Consider the following 18,266-nt stretch of genomic DNA (forward strand, 5'->3'; position numbering starts at 1 on the left):
ACGAGGTCGTCGTCCCGTCTGACGGACGCGATCGTCAGGCCGGTCCCGTCCGTCAGGCGGGACCCGCCGCCGGGATTCTGAGCGCGGCCAGCACCGGCAGATGATCGGTGGCCGCGCTCAGGTCCGCAGCGGTGATGCCGGGCAGGTCCAGCGGCACACCGCAGCCGAGCACCTCGATCCCCGCACTGGCGAAGATCGCGTCGATCCGCTGGTGCGGACGGTCCGGCGTCGAGGTGTACTCACCGCCCCAGGGTGCGACCGCCCAGGCGTCCTGGAGCTCGCGGGCGAGCCGGGTGAAGCTCCGCCCGGTGGGCCGCTCGTTGATGTCACCGGCCGTGATCGTGTACGGCACGTCCATGGCGGCGAGCCGCTCCAGCAGCATCCCGGTCTGGGCCAGCCGCTCGTCCGTCTGCAGGCTCAGATGGCAGCTGAGCAGACCGACCCGGGCACCGCCGAACCGTACGACCGCGGTGGCGAAACCCCGCCGGTGCAGTCCGGGTGTCAGCGGCAGCAGCACGTCCTCCGTGCGCTCCACGGTCGCGCGCAGTGAGCACATCAGCAGCGGGCCCGCGGCGGTCGCGCCACCGCTGAGCACCACGAGATCGGTCCTGGCCGCGAGCCGCGCGGCGTGCTTGCGCCAGCGGAAGAAGCGCGGCGCCTCCTGGACGAACACGAGGTCGGGTTCGCAGGCCCGGATCACCCGGGCGAGCGCTTCCTCGTCGTCCCGCAGCGAGCGGATGTTGTAGCTGAGCACCCGGATCACGGCCGAACCGTCGGGTTCGGTGCGGGAGTTGGGCAGTGCGGTGATCGCCATGCCAGCACGATACGACGGTGCGGGGGGTGTTCCCGGGCTCCGCCGCGAGCTGTGCGCGGCTGTCGCGGGACCGGCCGGCCACTCCGGCCCGTCCCGCGATCAGCAGCGGTGCGAAAGAGGCGGTTCTAGCCCTGTCGGGCCAGGTCCGCCGCGCCCACCAGGCCGGCCTTTCCGCCCAGTTGGGCGGCGAGGACCTGGGCGTGCGGACGCCACTGGCCGCCGATGAGCCAGCGGCGGAACGACTTGCGGATCGGGTCGAGGACCAACTCGCCCTCGTCCGAGACGCCACCGCCGACGATGAACGCCGAGGGGTCGAACAGCGAGGCCAGGTCGGCCAGGCCGGCGCCCGCCCAACGGGCCAGTTCGCGGAAGGAGTCGACCGCGACCGCGTCGCCCTGCCGTGCGGCGGCGCTGATGTGCTTGCCCTCGATGCCCTCGATGGTGCCGTCGCCGAGGCCGAGGAGGATCTCCGCGTTCTCCGGTGTGGCGTTGGCGCGCTGCTTGGCGTACCGCACGAGCGCGCGGCCGGAGGCGTACTGCTCCCAGCAGCCCTGGCTGCCGCAGCCGCACAGCAGACCGTCCGGCACCACCCTGATGTGCCCGAATTCCGCGGCGACACCGAAGCGCCCGCGGCGCAGCTTGTTGCCGATGATGATGCCGCCGCCGAGACCGGTGCCGAGGGTGATGCAGATGACGTCCTCGTGGCCCTGACCGGCGCCGAAGCGGTACTCGCCCCAGGCCGCGGCGTTCGCGTCGTTCTCGACGACCACCGGCATGCCGACGCGCTGCTCGACCTTGTCCTTCAGCGGCTCGTGCCGCCAGTGGATGTTGGGCGCGAAGAGGACGGTGGCTCGCTTGTCGTCGACGTAACCGGCCGCCCCGATGCCGACGGCCTCGATGTCGTGCCCCTTGCCGGCTCCGGCGACGGCTGAGGAGATCGCGTCGACGATGCCTTCGGGGGTCGACGGGGTGGGCACCTTGTGCGTCTCGAGAATAGTGCCCTCTTCGTCGACCACGCCCGCCGCGATCTTGGTGCCGCCGATGTCGACGCCGATGGTGAGTCCCATGTGTCCCTCAGTTTTCGGTCGAGCCCCGCTACGGCAACCGTACCCGAGGGCGGGCGCCCGACCGGTCAGTCCAGGTCGATGTGCTCACTCGGTCCGGGCCCGTCGTCACGCGGGTCCTCGGCGTCCTTGGCCGTGCGCGGCTCCTGGGTCCAGCGGCGCTCGTGACCCTCGACCGCGGAGCGGTAGGCGGCCAGCAGCTCACCGCCCGCGGCGGCGAGGTGGTCGAAGATCTGGGGGTTGCGCTCGATCACCGGCTCGACCGCGGCCTTCGCCTGGTCGACCAGCTGCTGCACGGCGCTCTGGGCGGCCATGCCGGGCAGCGAGCTCTGGAACCCGGACACCTTGTCGGCGACGGCGTCCAGGAGGCGGCGCAGTTCCTCGGAGGCGGACCCGGTGGGCTGACCGTAGTGGGCGCGGCGTCGGGCCTTCTCCGCCTCGAGGTCCTCCGCGCACGCGTCGGCCCAGGCGTCGGCGTCGGCATCGACTGCGGGACGCTCGGTGGCATCACTCATGGCGTACTCCTGCACAGGCATGAACCGGCTGACCGGATGCGGGCTCTCGTACGCTCGACGTTACCCGAACGGCGGGTGCCCGTTCAGTGCCCGCGCGGCCACAGCTGCGGGTCCGGCGCGAAGCGGACCCTCAGCACACCGTCCGCGAGGGCCGCGCCCGCCACGGTGCAGCGGCGCAGTACGGACGGCAGCGGCAGGATCCTGCGGAACGTTCCGACGGTGAGCAGCAGTTCATCCCCCCGGCGGACCAGGCCGACGTCTCCCTTGACAGCGCCCGGCAGGTCCAGCGTCCAGACGAGGATTCCGTCGTCGGTACGGCGGTCCTCGATGCGCTGCCCGGGGCTGCCGCGGTCCGCGCCCGCGTCGGCACCGTCCTGCGATCCGCCGCCGTCCGGCAGGGAGAGGTCGCCCAGCAGGGCGAGGTCGGCGAGGCCGCGGGGGTCGCGGCCCGCGTGGGGAACTTCGATGAGCGCGGTGCCGGGCGGCCACTCCTGCGACCACTCGTGCAGGCACTTCTCCTGCTGGGCCGCGAGGGAGGCGAGCCAGGTGTCGGCGGAGTGCCGGGGCAGGACCCGGTTGGCCAGCAGGGCCTCGACCCGCAGGCCGTGCAGGGCGAGTCCGCTGCGGGCGGTCCGCAGGGCGGCGGCGGCCGCGGGTCCCGGTTCGGCGACCACACGCAGGGCGGTGTCGTCGGACTCGATCACGCTCTGGACGAGGGCCAGTTCGGCGTCCCAGCGCGCGGCGGTCGCGTACAGCCACTGGGCGGGCATCGGGACACCCGCGAGCTGGGCGAGGACCGGGCGCAGGGCGCGGGCGGCCTGGCGTTCCTGCGGCAGCAGCCGGCGCAGATAGCGGCGCAGCTGCTCGGGCAGGGCCAGCAGGGCGATCGTCTCGCGCAGCGGCGGCAGGTCGACGACGACCGTGTCCCAGTCACCGGAGGCGGCGACGGTCAGCGCCCGCAGGAGGGCGAACTGTTCGCTGCCGGGGAGTTCGGTGAGCTCCGCCTCTTCGAGCCGTGCGGCGCCGAGCAGGTCGAGCGCGGCCGCGCTGCGCTCCTGGAGCGAGAGGAATTCCGCCCGGAAGTCGGCGCCGGTGTCGATACGGCCGGCCCAGAGGCCGTCCGTGATCTCCGCGGGCGCATCGGGGCGGCCGGTGACCGGGGTGCCGAGCACCTCGCCGGGGCCGGTGGAGAGGAAGAGCACGAGCTCGCCGCGCTTCGCCGCCGCGTGGGCGGTCGCCGCGGCGACGGTCGTACGGCCCGCGCCGCCGAGGCCGGTGACGAGGACCGTACGCATCAGGCGGTGGGTCCGCTCTCGACGCGCTTCTTCAGACCGGCCAGGGCGCGGTCGATGATGACCTTCTCGGCCTTGCGCTTGATCATGCCGAGCATGGGGATCTTGACGTCGACGGTCAGCTGGTAGGTGACCTCGGTGCGGTCGCCGCCGCCGACGGGGGCGAGCGTGTACGAGCCGTCGATGGCGCGCAGCATCTGGGACTTCACCAGCGTCCAGCTGACCTGGTTGTCGCCGTTCCAGGTGTACGCGAGCGTGTGGTCGTCCTTGATCGCACCGGCGTCCAGCACCAGCCGGACCTGCTCGGCGCGGCCCTTGCCGTCGGTGGCGAGGACTTCCGCCTCCTTCACCTCGCCGGTCCACTCGGGGTAGCGGGCGAAGTCCGAGATCACCCCCATCACATCGGCCGGCGCCGCCTCGATCGTGATGCTCGAGCTGGTGTGTTCCGCCATCGCTGCGGCTCCTCGAAGTGCGGGTACGGACCGGGGGTGGTGTGGTGTGCAGGCTATCGCGCCTCAGCAGGTCGGAATCCCAGGGCCCGTGCTCACCATTCCAGCGTCCAGGGACGGCCGGTCGAGGCGAAGTGCCCGACGTTCACGCACTCGGTCGCGCCGACGCGCATCCGCCGGACGAGCGGCTGGTGCACGTGACCGAACAGGGAGTAGCGCGGCCGGGTGCGGTGGATCGCGTCCAGCAGGGCCCGGCTGCCGCGCTCGAAACGGCGGGCGACCGTGTCGTAGGTCAGCTCGGGGACCTCCGGCGGAATGTGCGAGCACAGGACGTCGACCTCGCCGAGCGCCTCGACCTTCGCCGCGTACTCCTCGTCGGAGATCTCGTAGGGCGTGCGCATGGGGGTGCGCAGTCCGCCGCCGACGAAACCGAAGACGAGGCCGCCGATCTCGACGCGTTCGCCGTCGAGGACGGAGACACCCGGGTGCGCGTACTCCGGCCAGAGGGTCGGCATATCGACATTGCCGTAGGTGGCGTACGTCGGGGTGGGGAAGGCGGCGAACAGTTCGGCGTACTGGCTTCGTACGGCCGACTCGATGGCGCTCTCGCGGTCGGTGGCGAGCTCGGCCCACAGACTCCGCCCCAGGTCACGGGCCTCGTCGAAGCGCCGGGCCGTGCGCAGTTCGACGAGCCGGTGGGCGTTCTCGGCGCCGAACAGGTCCGGGAAGATGCCGCGCGAGTGGTCGGCGTAGTCGAGGAAGAGGACGAGGTCACCGAGGCAGATCAGGGCATCGGCGCCGTCGCCCGCGGTGGCGAGATCAGCGGCGTTGCCGTGCACGTCACTGACCACATTGACTCGCATACCTCGCATGCCGATCACCCTAGGACGCCGCCGCCGTGACTGGGTAGAGGGGGCGGGACCAGCCGTTCTTCCGACCGCGCTCGGGGGTGGACTACTCTGCGCGAAGCACTGCCATACACGTGTGACGCAGGGAACATCTGGCCGGGACCCCCTATCCGGAACCGAGTACTGGTGGGTAACGTCCGGGCAGTCCAGTCGTGCTCACCCCCCAATGAGCACCTGCCCGATCTTGGACCGCAGCCGGTGCATCACACAGAGCCGTGGCGCCGGCGCCCGATGAGGAGCAGCAGTCTTGCGCGAGTTCAGCCTTCCGGCCCTGTACGAGGTCCCTTCGGACGGCAACCTGACGGATCTGATCCGCCGCAATGCCTCTCAGCATCCGGATGTCGCGGTGATGGGCAGAAAGGTGGCGGGAGCCTGGGCGGACGTCACCGCCCGCCAGTTCCTCCACGAGGTGCGCGCCGCCGCCAAGGGCCTGATCGCCGCCGGTGTCCGGCCCGGCGACCGGGTCGCCCTGATGTCCCGCACCCGCTACGAGTGGGTGCAGATGGACTTCGCCATCTGGAGCGCGGGCGCGGTCACCGTGCCGGTGTACGAGACGAGTTCGGCCGAGCAGGTCCAGTGGATCCTCGGCGACTCGGGCGCGGTCGCGGTGATCGTGGAGAGCGAGGCCCACGCGGCCGCCGTCGAGTCCGTACGGGACCGGCTGCCGGGCCTGCGTGACGTCTGGCAGATCGAGGCCGGCGCGGTCGACGCGCTGATCGCCGCGGGTGCCGGGATCTCCGACGAGGCCGTCGACGCGAGCAGCGCGCATGCCAAGGCGGACGACCCCGCGACGATCGTCTACACCTCGGGCACCACCGGCCGCCCCAAGGGCTGTGTGCTCACCCACCGCAGCTTCTTCGCGGAGTGCGGCAACCTCGTGGAGCGCCTCAAGCCCCTGTTCCGTACGGGCGAGAGCTCCGTCCTGCTGTTCCTCCCGGCCGCGCACGTCTTCGGGCGCATGGTCGAGGTCGCGGCCGTGATGGCTCCGATCAAGCTCGGCTGTGTCCCGGACATCAAGAACCTCACCGACGAGCTGGCCTCCTTCCGGCCGACGCTCATCCTCGGTGTACCGCGGGTCTTCGAGAAGGTCTACAACTCCGCCCGCGCGAAGGCCCAGGCCGACGGCAAGGGCAAGATCTTCGACAAGGCGGCGCAGACGGCGATCTCCTACAGCCGTGCGCTCGGCACCTCCGAAGGCCCCTCGATCGGGCTGAAGTTCAAGCACAAGGTCTTCGACCGGCTCGTCTTCAGCAAGCTGCGGGCGGTGCTGGGCGGCCGCGGCGAATACGCGGTCTCCGGCGGCGCGCCCCTCGGCGAGCGGCTCGGACACTTCTTCCGCGGTATCGGCTTCACCGTGCTGGAGGGCTACGGCCTGACCGAGTCGTGCGCGGCGACGGCGTTCAACCCGTGGGACCGGCAGAAGATCGGCACGGTCGGACAGCCGCTGCCGGGCTCGGTGGTGCGGATCGCGGACGACGGCGAGGTGCTGCTGCACGGAGAGCATCTCTTCCAGGGCTACTGGCAGAACGAGTCGGCGACCGCGGAGGCGCTGGCCGACGGCTGGTTCCACACGGGGGACATCGGCACGCTCGACGAGGACGGCTACCTCGCGATCACCGGCCGCAAGAAGGAGATCCTGGTCACCGCGGGCGGCAAGAACGTCGCTCCCGCGGTCATCGAGGACCGCATCCGCGCGCACGCGCTGGTCGCGGAGTGCATGGTGGTCGGCGACGGGCGTCCCTTCGTGGGCGCGCTGGTCACGATCGACGAGGAATTCCTGGGCCGCTGGGCCTCGGACCACGGCAAGCCGGTGGATTCGACGGCTGCCTCGCTGCGCGACGACGCCGAGCTGCTGGCAGAGATCCAGCAGGCGGTGGACGAGGGCAACGCGGCCGTCTCCAAGGCGGAGTCGGTGCGCAAGTTCCGCATCCTGAACGCCCAGTTCACGGAAGAGGCGGGACACATCACGCCGTCGCTGAAGCTGAAGCGGAATGTGGTGGCGAAGGACTTCGCGGACGAGATCGAGGCGATCTACCGCGGCTGAGGCTGTACGGGGGCGGCAGCCCCCGGCCCCGGCGGTCCGGCGGCCCGGGCAGCCGAACTTCCGTCCCCGCAGGCCGTGGCCTGCGGGGACGTCGCGTCCGCGGGGACGGACGCCCGCAGCGACCGGACGTCACCCCGGACAGACCCAGCCGGTCCGTCCCGTCACCGCCCACGGCGGCAAGTCACGACCTCGCACCCCCGCGGACATCGCCCGCAGCGACCGGGCGTCAGCGCGGAAGAACCCTGCGACAAGGCACATCAGCGCGCACGCACCCTGCGGAAGGGCGAAACATCATCCCCGCTACAGCAGCGTTCTGAGCTTCTCCGCCAGCAGGTCCCAGCGCCACTTCTCCTCGACCCACCGCCTGCCCCGCTCCCCCATCCGCGTCCGCAGTTCCGGGTCCTCCAGCAGCGTCACGATCCGGTCGGCCGCGTCCTCGGCCGAGCCGCCGCGTACCACCCAGCCCGTTTCGCCGTCGAGTACCGCGTCCGGGGCGCCGCCGGAGTCGCCCGCCACCACCGGCAGGCCCGTCGCCGACGCCTCCAGGTACACGATGCCGAGACCCTCGACGTCCAGGCCGCCCCTGCGCGTGCGGCACGGCATCGCGAAGACGTCGCCGGCGCCGTAGTGGGCGGGCAGTTCGGCCCAGGGCACCGCGCCGGTGAAGCGGACCGATCCCGCGACTCCGGTGTCCTGCGCGAGCTTGCGCAGGTCCTTCTCGTACGGGCCGCCTCCCACGATCAGCAGCACCGCGTCCGGCACCTTCGCCAGGATCGCGGGCATCGCGAGGATCAGGGTGTCCTGGCCCTTGCGGGGCACCAGCCGGGAGACACAGACGACCACGGGCCGGTCGGTGAGCCCGAGCCGTTCGCGGACCGTTTCGCCGCCGGAGCCGGGGTGGAAGGTCTTCTCGTCGACGCCCGGCGGCAGTTGGACCATGCGGCCCGCCGCCTCGGGCGTGAGCGCGGCGGCGATGCGCGAGCGCGTGTACTCGCCCAGATACGTGATGGTGTCGGTGCCCTCACCGATCCGCCGCAGCAGTTGCCGGGACGCGGGGAGCTGGGCCCAGCCGGCCTCGTGCCCGTGCGTCGTGGCCACCAGCCGCTTCGCGCCCGCCCTGCGCAGGGCGGGACCCATCAGCCCGAGCGGCGCCGCCGCCCCGAACCACACGGACTCGCAGCCGTGTTCCCGCAGGAGTCCGACCGCACGCCGGGTGACCCGCGGGGTCGGCAGCAGCATGGTCGTACGGTCCCGCACGACGGTGAAGGGCTGCTCCGCGTCGAAGGCCGCGGTCGCCTCCGCGCCCTCCTGCCCGCGCTTCCAGGTGGAGGCGTAGACGACGAGCCGTTCGGGGTCCAGCCGCAGCGCCATGTTGTGCAGGAAGGCCTGGATACCGCCGGGCCGGGGCGGGAAGTCGTTGGTCACGATCAAGGTCTTGTGCATCGTCCGCCGACAGTACCGAACGGCCCTGCCTCGTCGCTCCGGCACGGTCCCGCCCGGCATCATGAACATCCCTCATTTCCGTACGAACAGGGACGAGATGCTCATGGCGGACGCGGCCGGCACCCGGCTCCCCCTCGCGGTGTGGATCCTCACCAGGACGGCGCTGCTGCTGTGCGTCTTCAAAGTGGTCACGTTCCCCGGCCCCGACGTCACCACCGACGTCTCGGTGATCTACCAGGGCTGGTACGAGACGCTCAGCAGCGGCACCTTCCCGCTGGACGACGTCACCTGGCAGTACCCGCCCGCCGCCGCGCTCGCGATCCTCTCCCCCGCCGTGGTGCCCCTCCTCGGCTACGCCTCCGCCTTCTTCGTTCTCGCCGCCCTCTGCGACGCCGTCGTGCTCGCACTGCTGCTCCACGCCGGCGGACGGCCGGGCGCGACCCGGCGGGGTGCCTGGATGTGGGTCGGCGGGGTGGCACTCCTCGGACCGACCGCGTACGCGCGCTACGACCTGATGGTCACCGCCGTCGCCGTGGCCGCGCTCGTCGCGGGAGCCCGCCGGCCCCGCATGCTCGGGGTGCTCGCGGGCCTGGGCGCCATGCTCAAGGTCTGGCCGGTCCTGTTGCTGCTGGGGCTGCCGCGCGGACGTGCGACCCGCCGTTCCTGGGCCGCCGCGGCGGCCACGGCGGCCGGCCTCACCCTGCTCTTCGTCGCGGCGATGCCCGGCGCCCTGGCCTTTCTCACCTCCCAGCGCGACCGGGGCACCGAGATCGAGTCGCTGGGGGCGCTCGTCTTCCACGGGGCGCGGCACGTCGGCTGGGACGGCCGGGTGGCGCTGAACTACGGGTCCGTGGAGTTCCTCGGCCCCTACGTCCCGCTCGTCTCCACGCTCGCGATGGTCCTCGGTGCGGGAGCGCTCGGCTGGCTGGTGCTGTGGCGGCTGCGGGCGCGGGAGTTCGGCCCCTCCACCGTGTGCGACGCGGCGTTCACGGCCGTGCTGCTGTTCACCACCACCAGCCGGGTGATCAGCCCGCAGTACATGATCTGGCTGGTCGGACTGGCCGCGGTCTGCCTCACCTTCCGGGCCTGCCGCATGACCCTGCCCGCCTGGCTGGTGCTGGCCGCGTGCGCGATGACGGTGCTGGAGTTCCCCGTCTACTTCGCGCTGGTGGTGGAGAGCGACCCGCTGGGCGTGCTGCTGCTGGCGGTGCGCAACGGTCTGCTTGTCGCGGCGACGGTGACCGCCTGCGTACGGCTGTGGCGGCACACGGTCCACGAGCCCGGCAGCCACGGGAGCCCGCCGCTGCGGCCCGCGCCCGACAAGGAGCTGCTCTCCTCCTGAGGCGCCCCGGAGGGAGCCGCCGTCAGCCCAGGCGCTCCCGCAGATAGCCCCGCCATGTCACCGTGAACTCCTCCGGCGAGGTCCCCAGCACGTCCTGCATCGCCTTCTCGACCGCGCTCGCCCGGTGCTCCTTCTCCCCCACCGCACGGTAGAAGGCGGTCAGCTTCCCCTCGCCCCATCTCTCGGCGATCAGCTCGCACGCCATCCAGCCGCTCTCGTACGCCCGCGCCAGCACATCCGCGTCCCCGCCGAAGGCGAAGTCCTTGTCGTCCGGCAGGGCGGCCGGGGTCTCGCCACCGCGGACCGCGCGCTGGAGTTCGGGCGCGGTCTGTCCGTCCGTGCGGGAGGTGCCGCGGTAGGCGACCCAGTCCGCGAAGCCCTCGGAGAGCCACATGGGAGTGGCCTTCGAGGTGTACGCACGGGTCGCCACGTGCGTCGTCTCGTGCGTGAGCACGACGGTCTGCCCGAAGTCACCGAGCACCCCGTACGCCTCGGGGTTGACGATCACCCGGTCCGCGGGGGCCTTGCCGGACACCCCGGTCTCGCCCGTGGTGACGGCCGCGATGCCGCGGTAGCCGGCCGCGGGCGCGCCCAGCAGGTCACCCATGGCCTCCAGCGAGGACGGCACGAGGACGACGACGCGCCGGGCCCACGGGGACGGCCAGGTGCCCGTGACGGCGGGCACCGCACGGTCGGCGGTCGCCGCGAGCGCCTTCTGCCGGACGGTGTCCTTGTCGACCGCGAGCACCAGGCTGCGGCTGCCGCGTACGACATGCACGTCGCCCTGCTGCCAGAGCTGCTGGGCACTCTTCCCGGCAGGGCGGTCGGCCTTCAGATACCAGCGGCCGTCGCGCCGGGTGAATTCGACAGTGCGGGCGGCGGTGACGGGCGCGGTGTCGTATCCGGCGATGCGGTAGCGGAGTTCGGCGTCGGCGACCGCGGTGGAGCCGTCGCGGCGAACGTCCCCGAGCCGGTACTCCCAGGAGCCGAAGGGGATGTCCGCCATGTTGCGGAACTGTCTGAGCTCGTCGGCCCGGAGGGCGCTCGCCTCGGTGTCCAGCGCACCGAGATAGGCGTTCTCGTCGTGCCCGAGGACGGCGGCGGCGCGGCCGTCGAGGGTGCGCTGGATCTCCCGGACGGTGCTGTCGGACGCCCCGGGACCGGCGCAGCCGGAGGTCAGCAGAGCGACGGCGAGGCCGAGCCCCGCCGCCATCCGTATCGCCCGGCGCCCGACGCGCCCGTGACCTGCCACCCTGTCGATCGTACGGAACGCGGAGCGGAAGCGGACGGGCCAGGACGCGGTCCGCGCCCCGGCGAGGAGCCGGCCCACCCGCGAAGTCGCCGCGGACGCGGCCGCCCCGGACGCCGGACCGGGCCCGGACGGCCGGCCGGGGCCCGGAGCGGGACCGGGCTCAGACGCGGGTGACCGACGAGACGGGCATCATGCCGACCGGGTCGTAGCGCACCGGGGCGCCGGGATAGGGCGCGTGCACCACCTGCCCGTTGCCCATGTACATCGCGATGTGGCTGGCGTCGCTGCGGTACGCCACCAGGTCACCGGGGCGGGCCTCGGAGAGGGAGACCTGGCGGCCGGCGTAGCGCTGCGCCTGCGAGGTGCGCGGCAGTCCGACGCCGGCCTGGGCGTACGACCACTGGGTGAGCCCCGAACAGTCGAATCCCGAGGGCCCGTTGGCACCCCAGACGTAGGGGCGGCCCACCGCGTTGCGGGCGGCCATCACCGCGGCGGCGGCCCGGGCCGAGGAGGGGGCGAGGCCGGAGAGCTCGGGCAGTGTGCCGCGTCCCGAGCGGGAGGCGCGGTCGAAGTCGGCGCGGTCCTCGGAGGACAGCGAGTTGAGCAGGCGCCGGGCCTCTCCCAGTTTGCGTTCGACGGTGCGCTTGTGACGAGCGACGGCCGCCTGGCTGCGCTCCAGTTCGACGAGGTCGCGAGCGGCTTCCGCACGCTCCTGGCCGAGTCTTCGCTGGGCCTGCTGGAGCTCCCGCAGGGCGGTGGCCTGACGCTCGCTGATGCGGTCCAGCGTCGCGGCCTTCTCCAGATAGGTGTCGGGGTTCCCGGAGAGGAGCAGTTCGAGCGCCGGGTCCATGCCGCCGGAGCGGTACTGCGCCCCCGCGACCGAACCGAGCGCGCCACGCATCCGGTTGATGCGCTCCTGGCCCCGGGCGACGCTGTCCTGCGCGTGGCCCACGTCCTCGCGCAGCCGGTCGGCCTTCTCACCGGCCTTGTTGAACTGCTCGGTGGCCTTCTCGGCCTCCTCGAAGAGCCGGTCGACCGTGGCGCGCGAGGAGTCCGGCCCGTCGCCGGGATCGGCGACGGCCGCCGGTGCGGCCCCGAGCGCCGCAGCGGCCGTTGCCGCCGCGGCGGACAGTACGGTGACCCGGGCGCTGTGAGTGAGACCGGGCTGTGAGGACCGTCGATGGGACGCCACGAACCGCGCTCCCTTCCGCTGGACGAGGTGCACGAGGGATGGTGCGCGGCAGACAGTAGCCGGGCGATCACGCAGCGGCCAACGACCGTATCGTGCACAGACAGTGACGCCCCACCGGAGACCACAGGTCACCGGCGGGGCGCAGCGTCAGCAGGAGGTGCGGGAAATCGCCCGATTGGGCGTCAGATGCGCACGCCGAACTGGAAGGGCATGTTGTTGATGGACTCGTAGCGCACGTTGGCTCCGCTCCGCGGCGCGTGCAGCACCTGGCCGTTGCCCGCGTAGAAGCCGACGTGGTGCAGGTCGCCGTAGAAGATCACCAGGTCGCCCTGCTTGAGGGCGCTCTGGGAGTAGATCCGGGTGCCGGCGTTGGCCTGCGACTGCGAGGTGCGCGGTATGCCGACACCGGCCTGGGCGAACGCCCAGGAGGTGAGGCCGGAGCAGTCGAAGGAGTTGGGGCCGGAGGCGCCGTAGACGTACGGCGTACCGATCTTGCTCTGGGCGGCGGCGAACGCGGCGGACGCGCGCTGCGAGGCGGGCACCGCAGCACCGAGGTTCACACGCTCGCTCGCGCGGTCGGCGCGGGTCTCGTCGGCGGCGAGGGAGGCACGCTCCTGCGCGCTCAGGGAGTTCAGCAGCTTCTGCGCGGACGCGAGCTTGGACTGGACTTCCTTCTTCTTCGTGCCGAGCTGCTTGCGCGTGTCGGCCAGGTCGCCGAGCTTACTCTGGGCTTCCTTGCGCTGCTGCGCGAGGGTGCGCTGCTTCGTCTGGATCTCGGTGAGCGCCTCGGTCTGCTTGGCGCCGAGCTGGTCCAGCGCGGAGGCCTTGTCGAGGTAGCTGTCCGGGTCGGAGGAGAGGAAGAGCTGTACGGCCGGGTCGATGCCGCCGGAGCGGTACTGGGCGCTGGCCACCGAACCGAGGCCGTCCCGCAGGGTGTTGAGCTCGTCCTGACCGCGGGCGACCTTGTCCTGGATGGCGTCGACCTGCTTCTGGAGCTTGTCCTGCTGCTCCTTGGCGCCGTTGTACTTCTCGGTGGCCTTCTCGGCCTCTTCGTAGAGCTTGTCGACCTTTTCCTTGACGTCGCTCTTGCTCGGCTTCGGATCAGCCTGGGCGGCCTGGGAAGTGAGGGCGACGGCCGCTGCCGCGGTCGCGGTGAGCACGGTCACGCGGGTGCGGCTCGGCTGCTTGGGACGACGGTGGGACGCCACGCGGGCGAGCTCCTTCTTCCTCAGCCGCCTACCGGGCAGTGGGGGGTGAACCCCGGCTCCGCGCACACAGCTCCCCCGGGAAAAAGCTGACGTGCACAGAAGTGGCGGTTCCTTCGCTGTCACCCCGGATGGGTGATCAACCGCGCGAAGGTTCGAGGCCTGACCTTAGTGACCTTCTTGTGATCACTTCAAATCCTGTCGGGAAAAATGTTTGGCGCGGAGGGCATTCTTTACTCACATCACACGCGTTGTGATTGCCACTTGACGCAACGTTCCGCCGAGAGTGGAGCGAATCGGCGCAAGGGGTACGCAAGTTGCTCAGACGCGCGAAAGCCGCTTCAGCAACAAAACGGACGCGACCGGCCGGGCCCCCGCCTTCGCCACACCGTCGGCGACCTCGCGGTCGGTGGAGACCACCACGACGGGCCGGCCGGGCGGCTCCGCGCGCACCAGCTGGCGGATCAGCTCGTCGGCCGTCACACCCGGCTTGGAGAACAGCACGCGCACACCTCGCGGCGGTGCCAGCAGCACCGGGGCGGCCAGCTCGGCCCCGTCGAAGACACAGGTGATCTCGGCCCCGGTCTGCGCCGCGAGCATGGAGAGCCCGCCGAGCAGCCGCAGTCGCTGCTTCTCCAGCGGCATCGTCGGATAGCCGGTCTTGGTGACGTTGTAGCCGTCGACGACGAGATGCGCCTGCGGCAGCGCGAGCAGTTGGTCGAGCAGCGCGGGGTCGGTCTCCGACAGGGCCCGGGCCGCGATGTCCTTGGGTGACATCCGTCCGGGCTCGACCGCGTCGACCGTGTCCGCGGGGTGCACGGACGCGGGCGGCAGGGCCAGTTCACGGCGCAGCCCCTGCGCGGACTCCAGCACGGTGTCCAGCAGCAGCCGCAGGCGCATGTCCTCGACGGAGCGCCCCTCACGGGCGGCACGGCGTCCGGCCTCGACCGCGGCCTCCGCCTCGCCGAGACGGGCCTTGAGACGTCTGCTCTCGCTCTCGGCGGCCGAGACCTGGACCGCGGCCTCGGACCTGATGGTGTCGATCTCGGCGTTCACCCGGCGCAGCGCGGCCTCGCCGCGCTTGACGTCGCTCTGGGCGCTGCGCAGCTTGCGGCGAAGCGATTCGGCTTCCTTGCGGGCCGTCTCCAGCTCGGTGCGCAGCCGTTCGGTCTCGCTCTTGGTCAGACCGCGCGCCTCGACGAGTTCCTCACGCAGCCGCTCCAGTTCGCGCCGGCCGGCCTCGTCCGCACGCTCGGCGTCGGCGCGCTGCGCCTCCTCGCCGGCGGCGGCGACAAGTTTCACCCATCCGGTGGGCCGCAGAACGTAGGCGGCGGCCGCCACGTCGAGTGGATCGGCCGCCGCGGGCGGCGATCCCGCCGTCAACGCCCCGCACAGTTCGGGCTGCGCCTGGGTGAGCCGTTCCGCGATGCGCTGCCGGAAGACGGGGTCGCTCTCCAGGGCCGCGGCCATCGCGTTGCCCGCGAACTTGGCGCGGCGGGAGGGGGTGAAACGGGCGTACTGCCGCAACTGGGTGGGCAGTTCCGCGACGGTGAGCCCGCCGAAGGCGTCCGAGACCAGCGCCACGACCCGGCGCCGCACACCTTCCGGCAACGGCCGGTCGAGCGCCTCTGCGGCGTCACCGGCCGCACCGGCCGGCTCGGCGCCGCTGTCAGGCTGCTCCACGATCCGTCACCCCACTACCCGTTCGGGCCACTCCCTCAGGAGGCGGCGCCCGGCCTGTCCACCAGCTCGATCTTGTCCACCGCGTTGCACCAGCGGCAGCGCACCGACTCGATGGTCTCACTGACCACGTCACGCTCTTCGACGGTCGGCTCTCCGGCCAGGTCCAGATGGACGTACTCCACGACCTTCGACGAGCGCGTGACGTCGAAGCGGGTGAGGTTCCCGCAGAGCGTGCAGCGCCAGCGGGTCTGGTCCGTCGGCGAGGGAACCGTCGTCATCGTTCCGTCCTCGTTTCGTCGTGCGGATGCAGGTGCCGCGGTGCGCCGTCGAACTGCGGATGTACTCCCTGTAACCCTACGGCCTCGCAGGTACCCCGCGGCACGGCGAGGCACTCTGTACCGTTCCGGCCCGCTACGCCATGCTCTGTCCATGATCGGTTGGCGGAGGGTGCGGGGCGCGGTGACCAGGCCCTCGGTGACGTACGGCCTGATCGCCGTCTGCTGCGTGGTCTTCCTCATCAGCCCGGTCTCGGGGCTGAACCCGTCGTACGGCACGGGTGACGCGTGGCTCGCGGCGCAGAGCGTGTACTTCGAGCGGTGGGGCGTGATCCCGGGCCGGCTGATGACCGGCTCCCCGGACACGCTGCTCACCCCGTTCACCGCGCTCTTCGTGCACGGGAACTGGCTGCACCTGCTCGGCAACATGCTCTTCCTCTACGTCTTCGGCGCGATGGTGGAGGAGCGCATGGGGCCGCTGGAGTTCGCCCTGTTCTACCTGGGCACCGGCGCCCTCGCCCTGCTCGCCTACGCGGCGGCCAACGCCGAGTCCGAGCAGACCCTGGTGGGAGCGTCCGGGGCGATCTCGGGGGTGCTCGGCGCCTTCCTTCTCCTCTTCCCGAAGGCCCGGGTCACCAGTCTCTTCCCTTTCCTCTTCTTCCTGCCGCTGCGTTTCCCCGCCTGGATCGTGCTGATCTTCTGGTTCGTCCTCCAGTGGCTGGCCGCGTCGGGGGCCGGCGAGGGCGGGCCCGGCGTCGCCTACCTCGCGCACGTGGTGGGCTTCGGTACCGGGTTCCTCTATGCCTGGGGGCGGTTCCGGCGTCCGGCTAGAGTGAAGGCCCCAGCAGCGGCCACCGAGGGAGAAAGCCAGCCGTGATCACTGCGATCGTGCTCATCAAGACCAGCGTGGACCGCATTCCCGAGATCGCCGAGTCCATCGCGGCGCTGGACAGCGTCAGCGAGGTCTTCTCCGTCACGGGCACCTACGACCTGATCGCCATGGTCCGCGTGGCGAAGCACGACGACCTGGCGGACGTGATCCCCGGCCGCATCAGCAAGATCCAGGGTGTCGAGGGCACGGACACGCACGTCGCGTTCCGTACGTACTCGCAGCACGACCTGGAGGCGGCGTTCGCGATCGGTCTGGACTCCTAGAGGCCATCGGTCCAGGCGCCCGGGGACGGGCCCCGGCACACGAAGAAGCCCGCGCCGTCCGGCGCGGGCTTCTTGCATGGTCGGTCGCTCAGACGGCGGGCACGCAGCGGCCGTCCTCGGTGCGGTACTGCCACTTCGCGCCCTCGCGCACCAGTTCCTTCACCGCACCGACGAAGCGCTCCACGTGCTCGTCGGGCGTCCCGGCGCCGAAGCTCACCCGGATCGCGTTCAAGGACGCCTCACCCGGCTGGGCCTCGGGGGCGCCGCACTCGCCCGGGTCCTGCGGGGCGCTGCCCAGCAGGGTGCGCACCAGCGGGTGGGCGCAGAACAGTCCGTCGCGTACGCCGATGCCGTACTCCGCCGACAGGGCAGCCGCGAAGTGGGAGCTGTTCCAGCCCTCCACCACGAAGGAGATGACGCCCACCCGCGTGGGGGCCTCCCCTGCGGAACGCGAGGGGGACTCATCACCGAACAGCGACAGCACCTTGACCTCCGGCACCGTGGCCAGGCCCTCCAGGACCCTGTCGACCAGGTGCTGCTCACGGGCGACGAGGTTCTCGAAGCCGGCCTCGGTGAGCGCCTTGCAGGCCGAGGCGATGGAGTAGACGCCGATGACGTTGGGCGAGCCGGCCTCGTGGCGCGCGGGCGTCGTGTGCCACTCGACGTCCACGCCGCCGTCGGCACGCCGTGCCACCTTGCGCGACGCACCGCCGCCCGCGAGGTACGGCTCCGCCTCCTGCAGCCAGTCCGCCCGGCCCGCGAGCACACCCGAGCCGAACGGCGCGTACAGCTTGTGTCCGGAGAACGCCACCCAGTCGACGTCCAGGTCCCGCACCGAGACGGCGTGGTGGGGGGCGAGCTGCGCCGCGTCCAGGACGATCCGCGCCCCGTGGGCGTGCGCCACTTCCGTGAGCTCCTTCACCGGCCACAGCTCACCCGTCACATTGGACGCTCCGGTCACGCAGACCAGCGCCGGGCCGATGGGGTCGCGGCCGGCGAGCGCCTCCTCCAGGGTCCGCACCGCCTCGGCGTGGGTGCGCGGCGCGTTCAGATACGTCACCCGGGCATCGCCCCAGGGCAGCAGCGAGGCGTGGTGCTCGGTCTCGAAGACGAAGACGCGGCAGTCCGCCGGCAGCGCGGACGCCAGCAGGTTCAGCGAGTCGGTGGTGGACCGGGTGAAGACGACCTGGTCGCCCTCGCGGCAGTCGAGGAAGTCGGCGACCGTGACGCGGCTGTTCTCGAAGAGGTCGGTGGACAGCTGCGAGAGGTACCCGGCGCCGCGGTGGACGCTGCCGTAGTAGGGGGCGTACGCGGCCACGTCGTCCCACACGCGCTGAAGGGCCGGTGCGCTGGCCGCGTAGTCGAGGGCCGCGTAGGTGACCTCACCGCCGGTCACGAGCGGCACGGTCACGTCACGGCCGAGGACCGGCAGCGGCTCGGCACAGCAGGGGTCGGACCCGGCAGCGGCGGCGGCCACGTCCGGGGAGAGGGCGGTGGCGGCAGGAGCGGTGGCGGTGTTCAGGCGTGCGGACATGGCGGTATCTCCCGGCAGGAAAGGCGAAATCGGCTTCAAGAACCCGGCGGTGCGGGGACCTCGACACACGGCGGACGCCGTGCGGAGGGTGTGCTGAAG

17 protein-coding genes are annotated in these 18,266 nt (G+C 71.8%); 4 read left to right on the top strand and 13 right to left on the bottom strand.

Annotated features, from left to right (window positions below; all coding sequences use genetic code 11):
- Positions 1–52 precede the first annotated feature (52 nt).
- From OHA05_RS09350 to OHA05_RS09375, 6 genes are all read right to left on the bottom strand, one after another.
- On the bottom strand, positions 53–814 hold the full coding sequence (locus OHA05_RS09350) for an endonuclease/exonuclease/phosphatase family protein (protein WP_328860287.1): 762 nt from the start codon (positions 812–814) through the stop codon (positions 53–55).
- 125 nt (positions 815–939) lie between these two features.
- Positions 940–1,881, bottom strand: coding sequence for an ROK family glucokinase (locus OHA05_RS09355; RefSeq protein WP_313946822.1), 942 nt, complete (start codon positions 1,879–1,881; stop codon positions 940–942).
- A 65-nt stretch (positions 1,882–1,946) separates the two neighbouring features.
- Positions 1,947–2,393 carry a DUF5304 domain-containing protein gene (locus OHA05_RS09360; RefSeq protein WP_313946821.1) on the bottom strand — a complete coding sequence of 149 codons (447 nt, stop codon included), beginning with the start codon at positions 2,391–2,393 and terminating at the stop codon, positions 1,947–1,949.
- Between the two features lie 83 nt (positions 2,394–2,476).
- A complete protein-coding gene (locus OHA05_RS09365) occupies positions 2,477–3,688 on the bottom strand; it encodes an ArsA family ATPase (protein WP_328860288.1) in 1,212 nt (403 codons plus the stop codon).
- Entirely contained in the window at positions 3,688–4,137 is a 450-nt protein-coding gene (locus OHA05_RS09370; RefSeq protein ID WP_313946819.1) for an SRPBCC family protein, read from the bottom strand. The genes OHA05_RS09365 and OHA05_RS09370 overlap by 1 nt, the downstream gene beginning before the upstream one ends.
- A gap of 92 nt (positions 4,138–4,229) precedes the next feature.
- The gene (locus OHA05_RS09375; RefSeq protein WP_328863357.1) at positions 4,230–4,997 is read right to left on the bottom strand and encodes a metallophosphoesterase family protein; all 768 of its coding nucleotides are present in this window, start codon (positions 4,995–4,997) and stop codon (positions 4,230–4,232) included.
- A gap of 292 nt (positions 4,998–5,289) precedes the next feature.
- Here OHA05_RS09375 and OHA05_RS09380 point away from each other — a divergent pair, with 292 nt between their 5' ends.
- Entirely contained in the window at positions 5,290–7,086 is a 1,797-nt protein-coding gene (locus tag OHA05_RS09380; protein WP_328860289.1) for an AMP-dependent synthetase/ligase, read from the top strand.
- A 300-nt stretch (positions 7,087–7,386) separates the two neighbouring features.
- Here OHA05_RS09380 and OHA05_RS09385 read toward each other — a convergent pair whose 3' ends face one another.
- Positions 7,387–8,529: a glycosyltransferase family 4 protein gene (locus tag OHA05_RS09385; RefSeq protein WP_328860290.1), complete on the bottom strand. Its 1,143-nt coding sequence runs from the start codon at positions 8,527–8,529 to the stop codon at positions 7,387–7,389.
- Positions 8,530–8,626: 97 nt separating this feature from the next.
- Here OHA05_RS09385 and OHA05_RS09390 point away from each other — a divergent pair, with 97 nt between their 5' ends.
- Positions 8,627–9,871, top strand: a complete 1,245-nt coding sequence (locus OHA05_RS09390; protein ID WP_328863358.1) for a glycosyltransferase 87 family protein — start codon at positions 8,627–8,629, stop codon at positions 9,869–9,871.
- Positions 9,872–9,893: 22 nt separating this feature from the next.
- Here OHA05_RS09390 and OHA05_RS09395 read toward each other — a convergent pair whose 3' ends face one another.
- From OHA05_RS09395 to OHA05_RS09415, 5 genes are all read right to left on the bottom strand, one after another.
- On the bottom strand, positions 9,894–11,084 hold the full coding sequence (locus tag OHA05_RS09395) for a hypothetical protein (protein ID WP_313949038.1): 1,191 nt from the start codon (positions 11,082–11,084) through the stop codon (positions 9,894–9,896).
- A 199-nt stretch (positions 11,085–11,283) separates the two neighbouring features.
- Positions 11,284–12,315 (bottom strand): C40 family peptidase, encoded by a 1,032-nt coding sequence (locus OHA05_RS09400; RefSeq protein WP_328860291.1) that lies wholly within the window; start codon positions 12,313–12,315, stop codon positions 11,284–11,286.
- Positions 12,316–12,497: 182 nt separating this feature from the next.
- Positions 12,498–13,523 (bottom strand): C40 family peptidase, encoded by a 1,026-nt coding sequence (locus OHA05_RS09405; RefSeq protein WP_313946815.1) that lies wholly within the window; start codon positions 13,521–13,523, stop codon positions 12,498–12,500.
- 318 nt (positions 13,524–13,841) lie between these two features.
- Entirely contained in the window at positions 13,842–15,203 is a 1,362-nt protein-coding gene (locus OHA05_RS09410) for an NYN domain-containing protein (protein ID WP_328860292.1), read from the bottom strand.
- A gap of 35 nt (positions 15,204–15,238) precedes the next feature.
- Positions 15,239–15,481, bottom strand: coding sequence for a hypothetical protein (locus OHA05_RS09415; protein WP_313946813.1), 243 nt, complete (start codon positions 15,479–15,481; stop codon positions 15,239–15,241).
- Between the two features lie 151 nt (positions 15,482–15,632).
- Between OHA05_RS09415 and OHA05_RS09420 the strand changes: the two genes are divergently transcribed.
- Complete coding sequence (locus OHA05_RS09420; RefSeq protein WP_313946812.1) at positions 15,633–16,355, top strand: rhomboid family intramembrane serine protease; 723 nt, start codon at positions 15,633–15,635, stop codon at positions 16,353–16,355.
- Positions 16,352–16,633 (top strand): Lrp/AsnC family transcriptional regulator, encoded by a 282-nt coding sequence (locus OHA05_RS09425; RefSeq protein WP_307663983.1) that lies wholly within the window; start codon positions 16,352–16,354, stop codon positions 16,631–16,633. Before OHA05_RS09420 ends, OHA05_RS09425 begins: the two co-directional genes overlap by 4 nt.
- A gap of 88 nt (positions 16,634–16,721) precedes the next feature.
- Here the strand turns inward: OHA05_RS09425 and OHA05_RS09430 are convergent, their stop codons facing one another.
- Positions 16,722–18,167 carry an aminotransferase class V-fold PLP-dependent enzyme gene (locus OHA05_RS09430; RefSeq protein ID WP_328860293.1) on the bottom strand — a complete coding sequence of 482 codons (1,446 nt, stop codon included), beginning with the start codon at positions 18,165–18,167 and terminating at the stop codon, positions 16,722–16,724.
- Positions 18,168–18,266 lie beyond the last annotated feature (99 nt).

This window comes from Streptomyces sp. NBC_00306, from assembly GCF_036169555.1.
Classification (GTDB): domain Bacteria; phylum Actinomycetota; class Actinomycetes; order Streptomycetales; family Streptomycetaceae; genus Streptomyces; species Streptomyces achmelvichensis.

Bases quoted from the DNA above. Each gene is read 5' to 3' on its own strand.
- OHA05_RS09350 (WP_328860287.1), bottom strand. From the start codon at position 814: ATGGCGATCACCGCACTGCCCAACTCCCGCACCGAACCCGACGGTTCG.
- OHA05_RS09355 (WP_313946822.1), bottom strand. From the start codon at position 1,881: ATGGGACTCACCATCGGCGTCGACATCGGCGGCACCAAGATCGCGGCG.
- OHA05_RS09360 (WP_313946821.1), bottom strand. From the start codon at position 2,393: ATGAGTGATGCCACCGAGCGTCCCGCAGTCGATGCCGACGCCGACGCC.
- OHA05_RS09365 (WP_328860288.1), bottom strand. From the start codon at position 3,688: ATGCGTACGGTCCTCGTCACCGGCCTCGGCGGCGCGGGCCGTACGACC.
- OHA05_RS09370 (WP_313946819.1), bottom strand. From the start codon at position 4,137: ATGGCGGAACACACCAGCTCGAGCATCACGATCGAGGCGGCGCCGGCC.
- OHA05_RS09375 (WP_328863357.1), bottom strand. From the start codon at position 4,997: ATGCGAGTCAATGTGGTCAGTGACGTGCACGGCAACGCCGCTGATCTC.
- OHA05_RS09385 (WP_328860290.1), bottom strand. From the start codon at position 8,529: ATGCACAAGACCTTGATCGTGACCAACGACTTCCCGCCCCGGCCCGGC.
- OHA05_RS09390 (WP_328863358.1), top strand. From the start codon at position 8,627: ATGCTCATGGCGGACGCGGCCGGCACCCGGCTCCCCCTCGCGGTGTGG.
- OHA05_RS09395 (WP_313949038.1), bottom strand. From the start codon at position 11,084: ATGGCGGCGGGGCTCGGCCTCGCCGTCGCTCTGCTGACCTCCGGCTGC.
- OHA05_RS09415 (WP_313946813.1), bottom strand. From the start codon at position 15,481: ATGACGACGGTTCCCTCGCCGACGGACCAGACCCGCTGGCGCTGCACG.
- OHA05_RS09420 (WP_313946812.1), top strand. From the start codon at position 15,633: ATGATCGGTTGGCGGAGGGTGCGGGGCGCGGTGACCAGGCCCTCGGTG.
- OHA05_RS09430 (WP_328860293.1), bottom strand. From the start codon at position 18,167: ATGTCCGCACGCCTGAACACCGCCACCGCTCCTGCCGCCACCGCCCTC.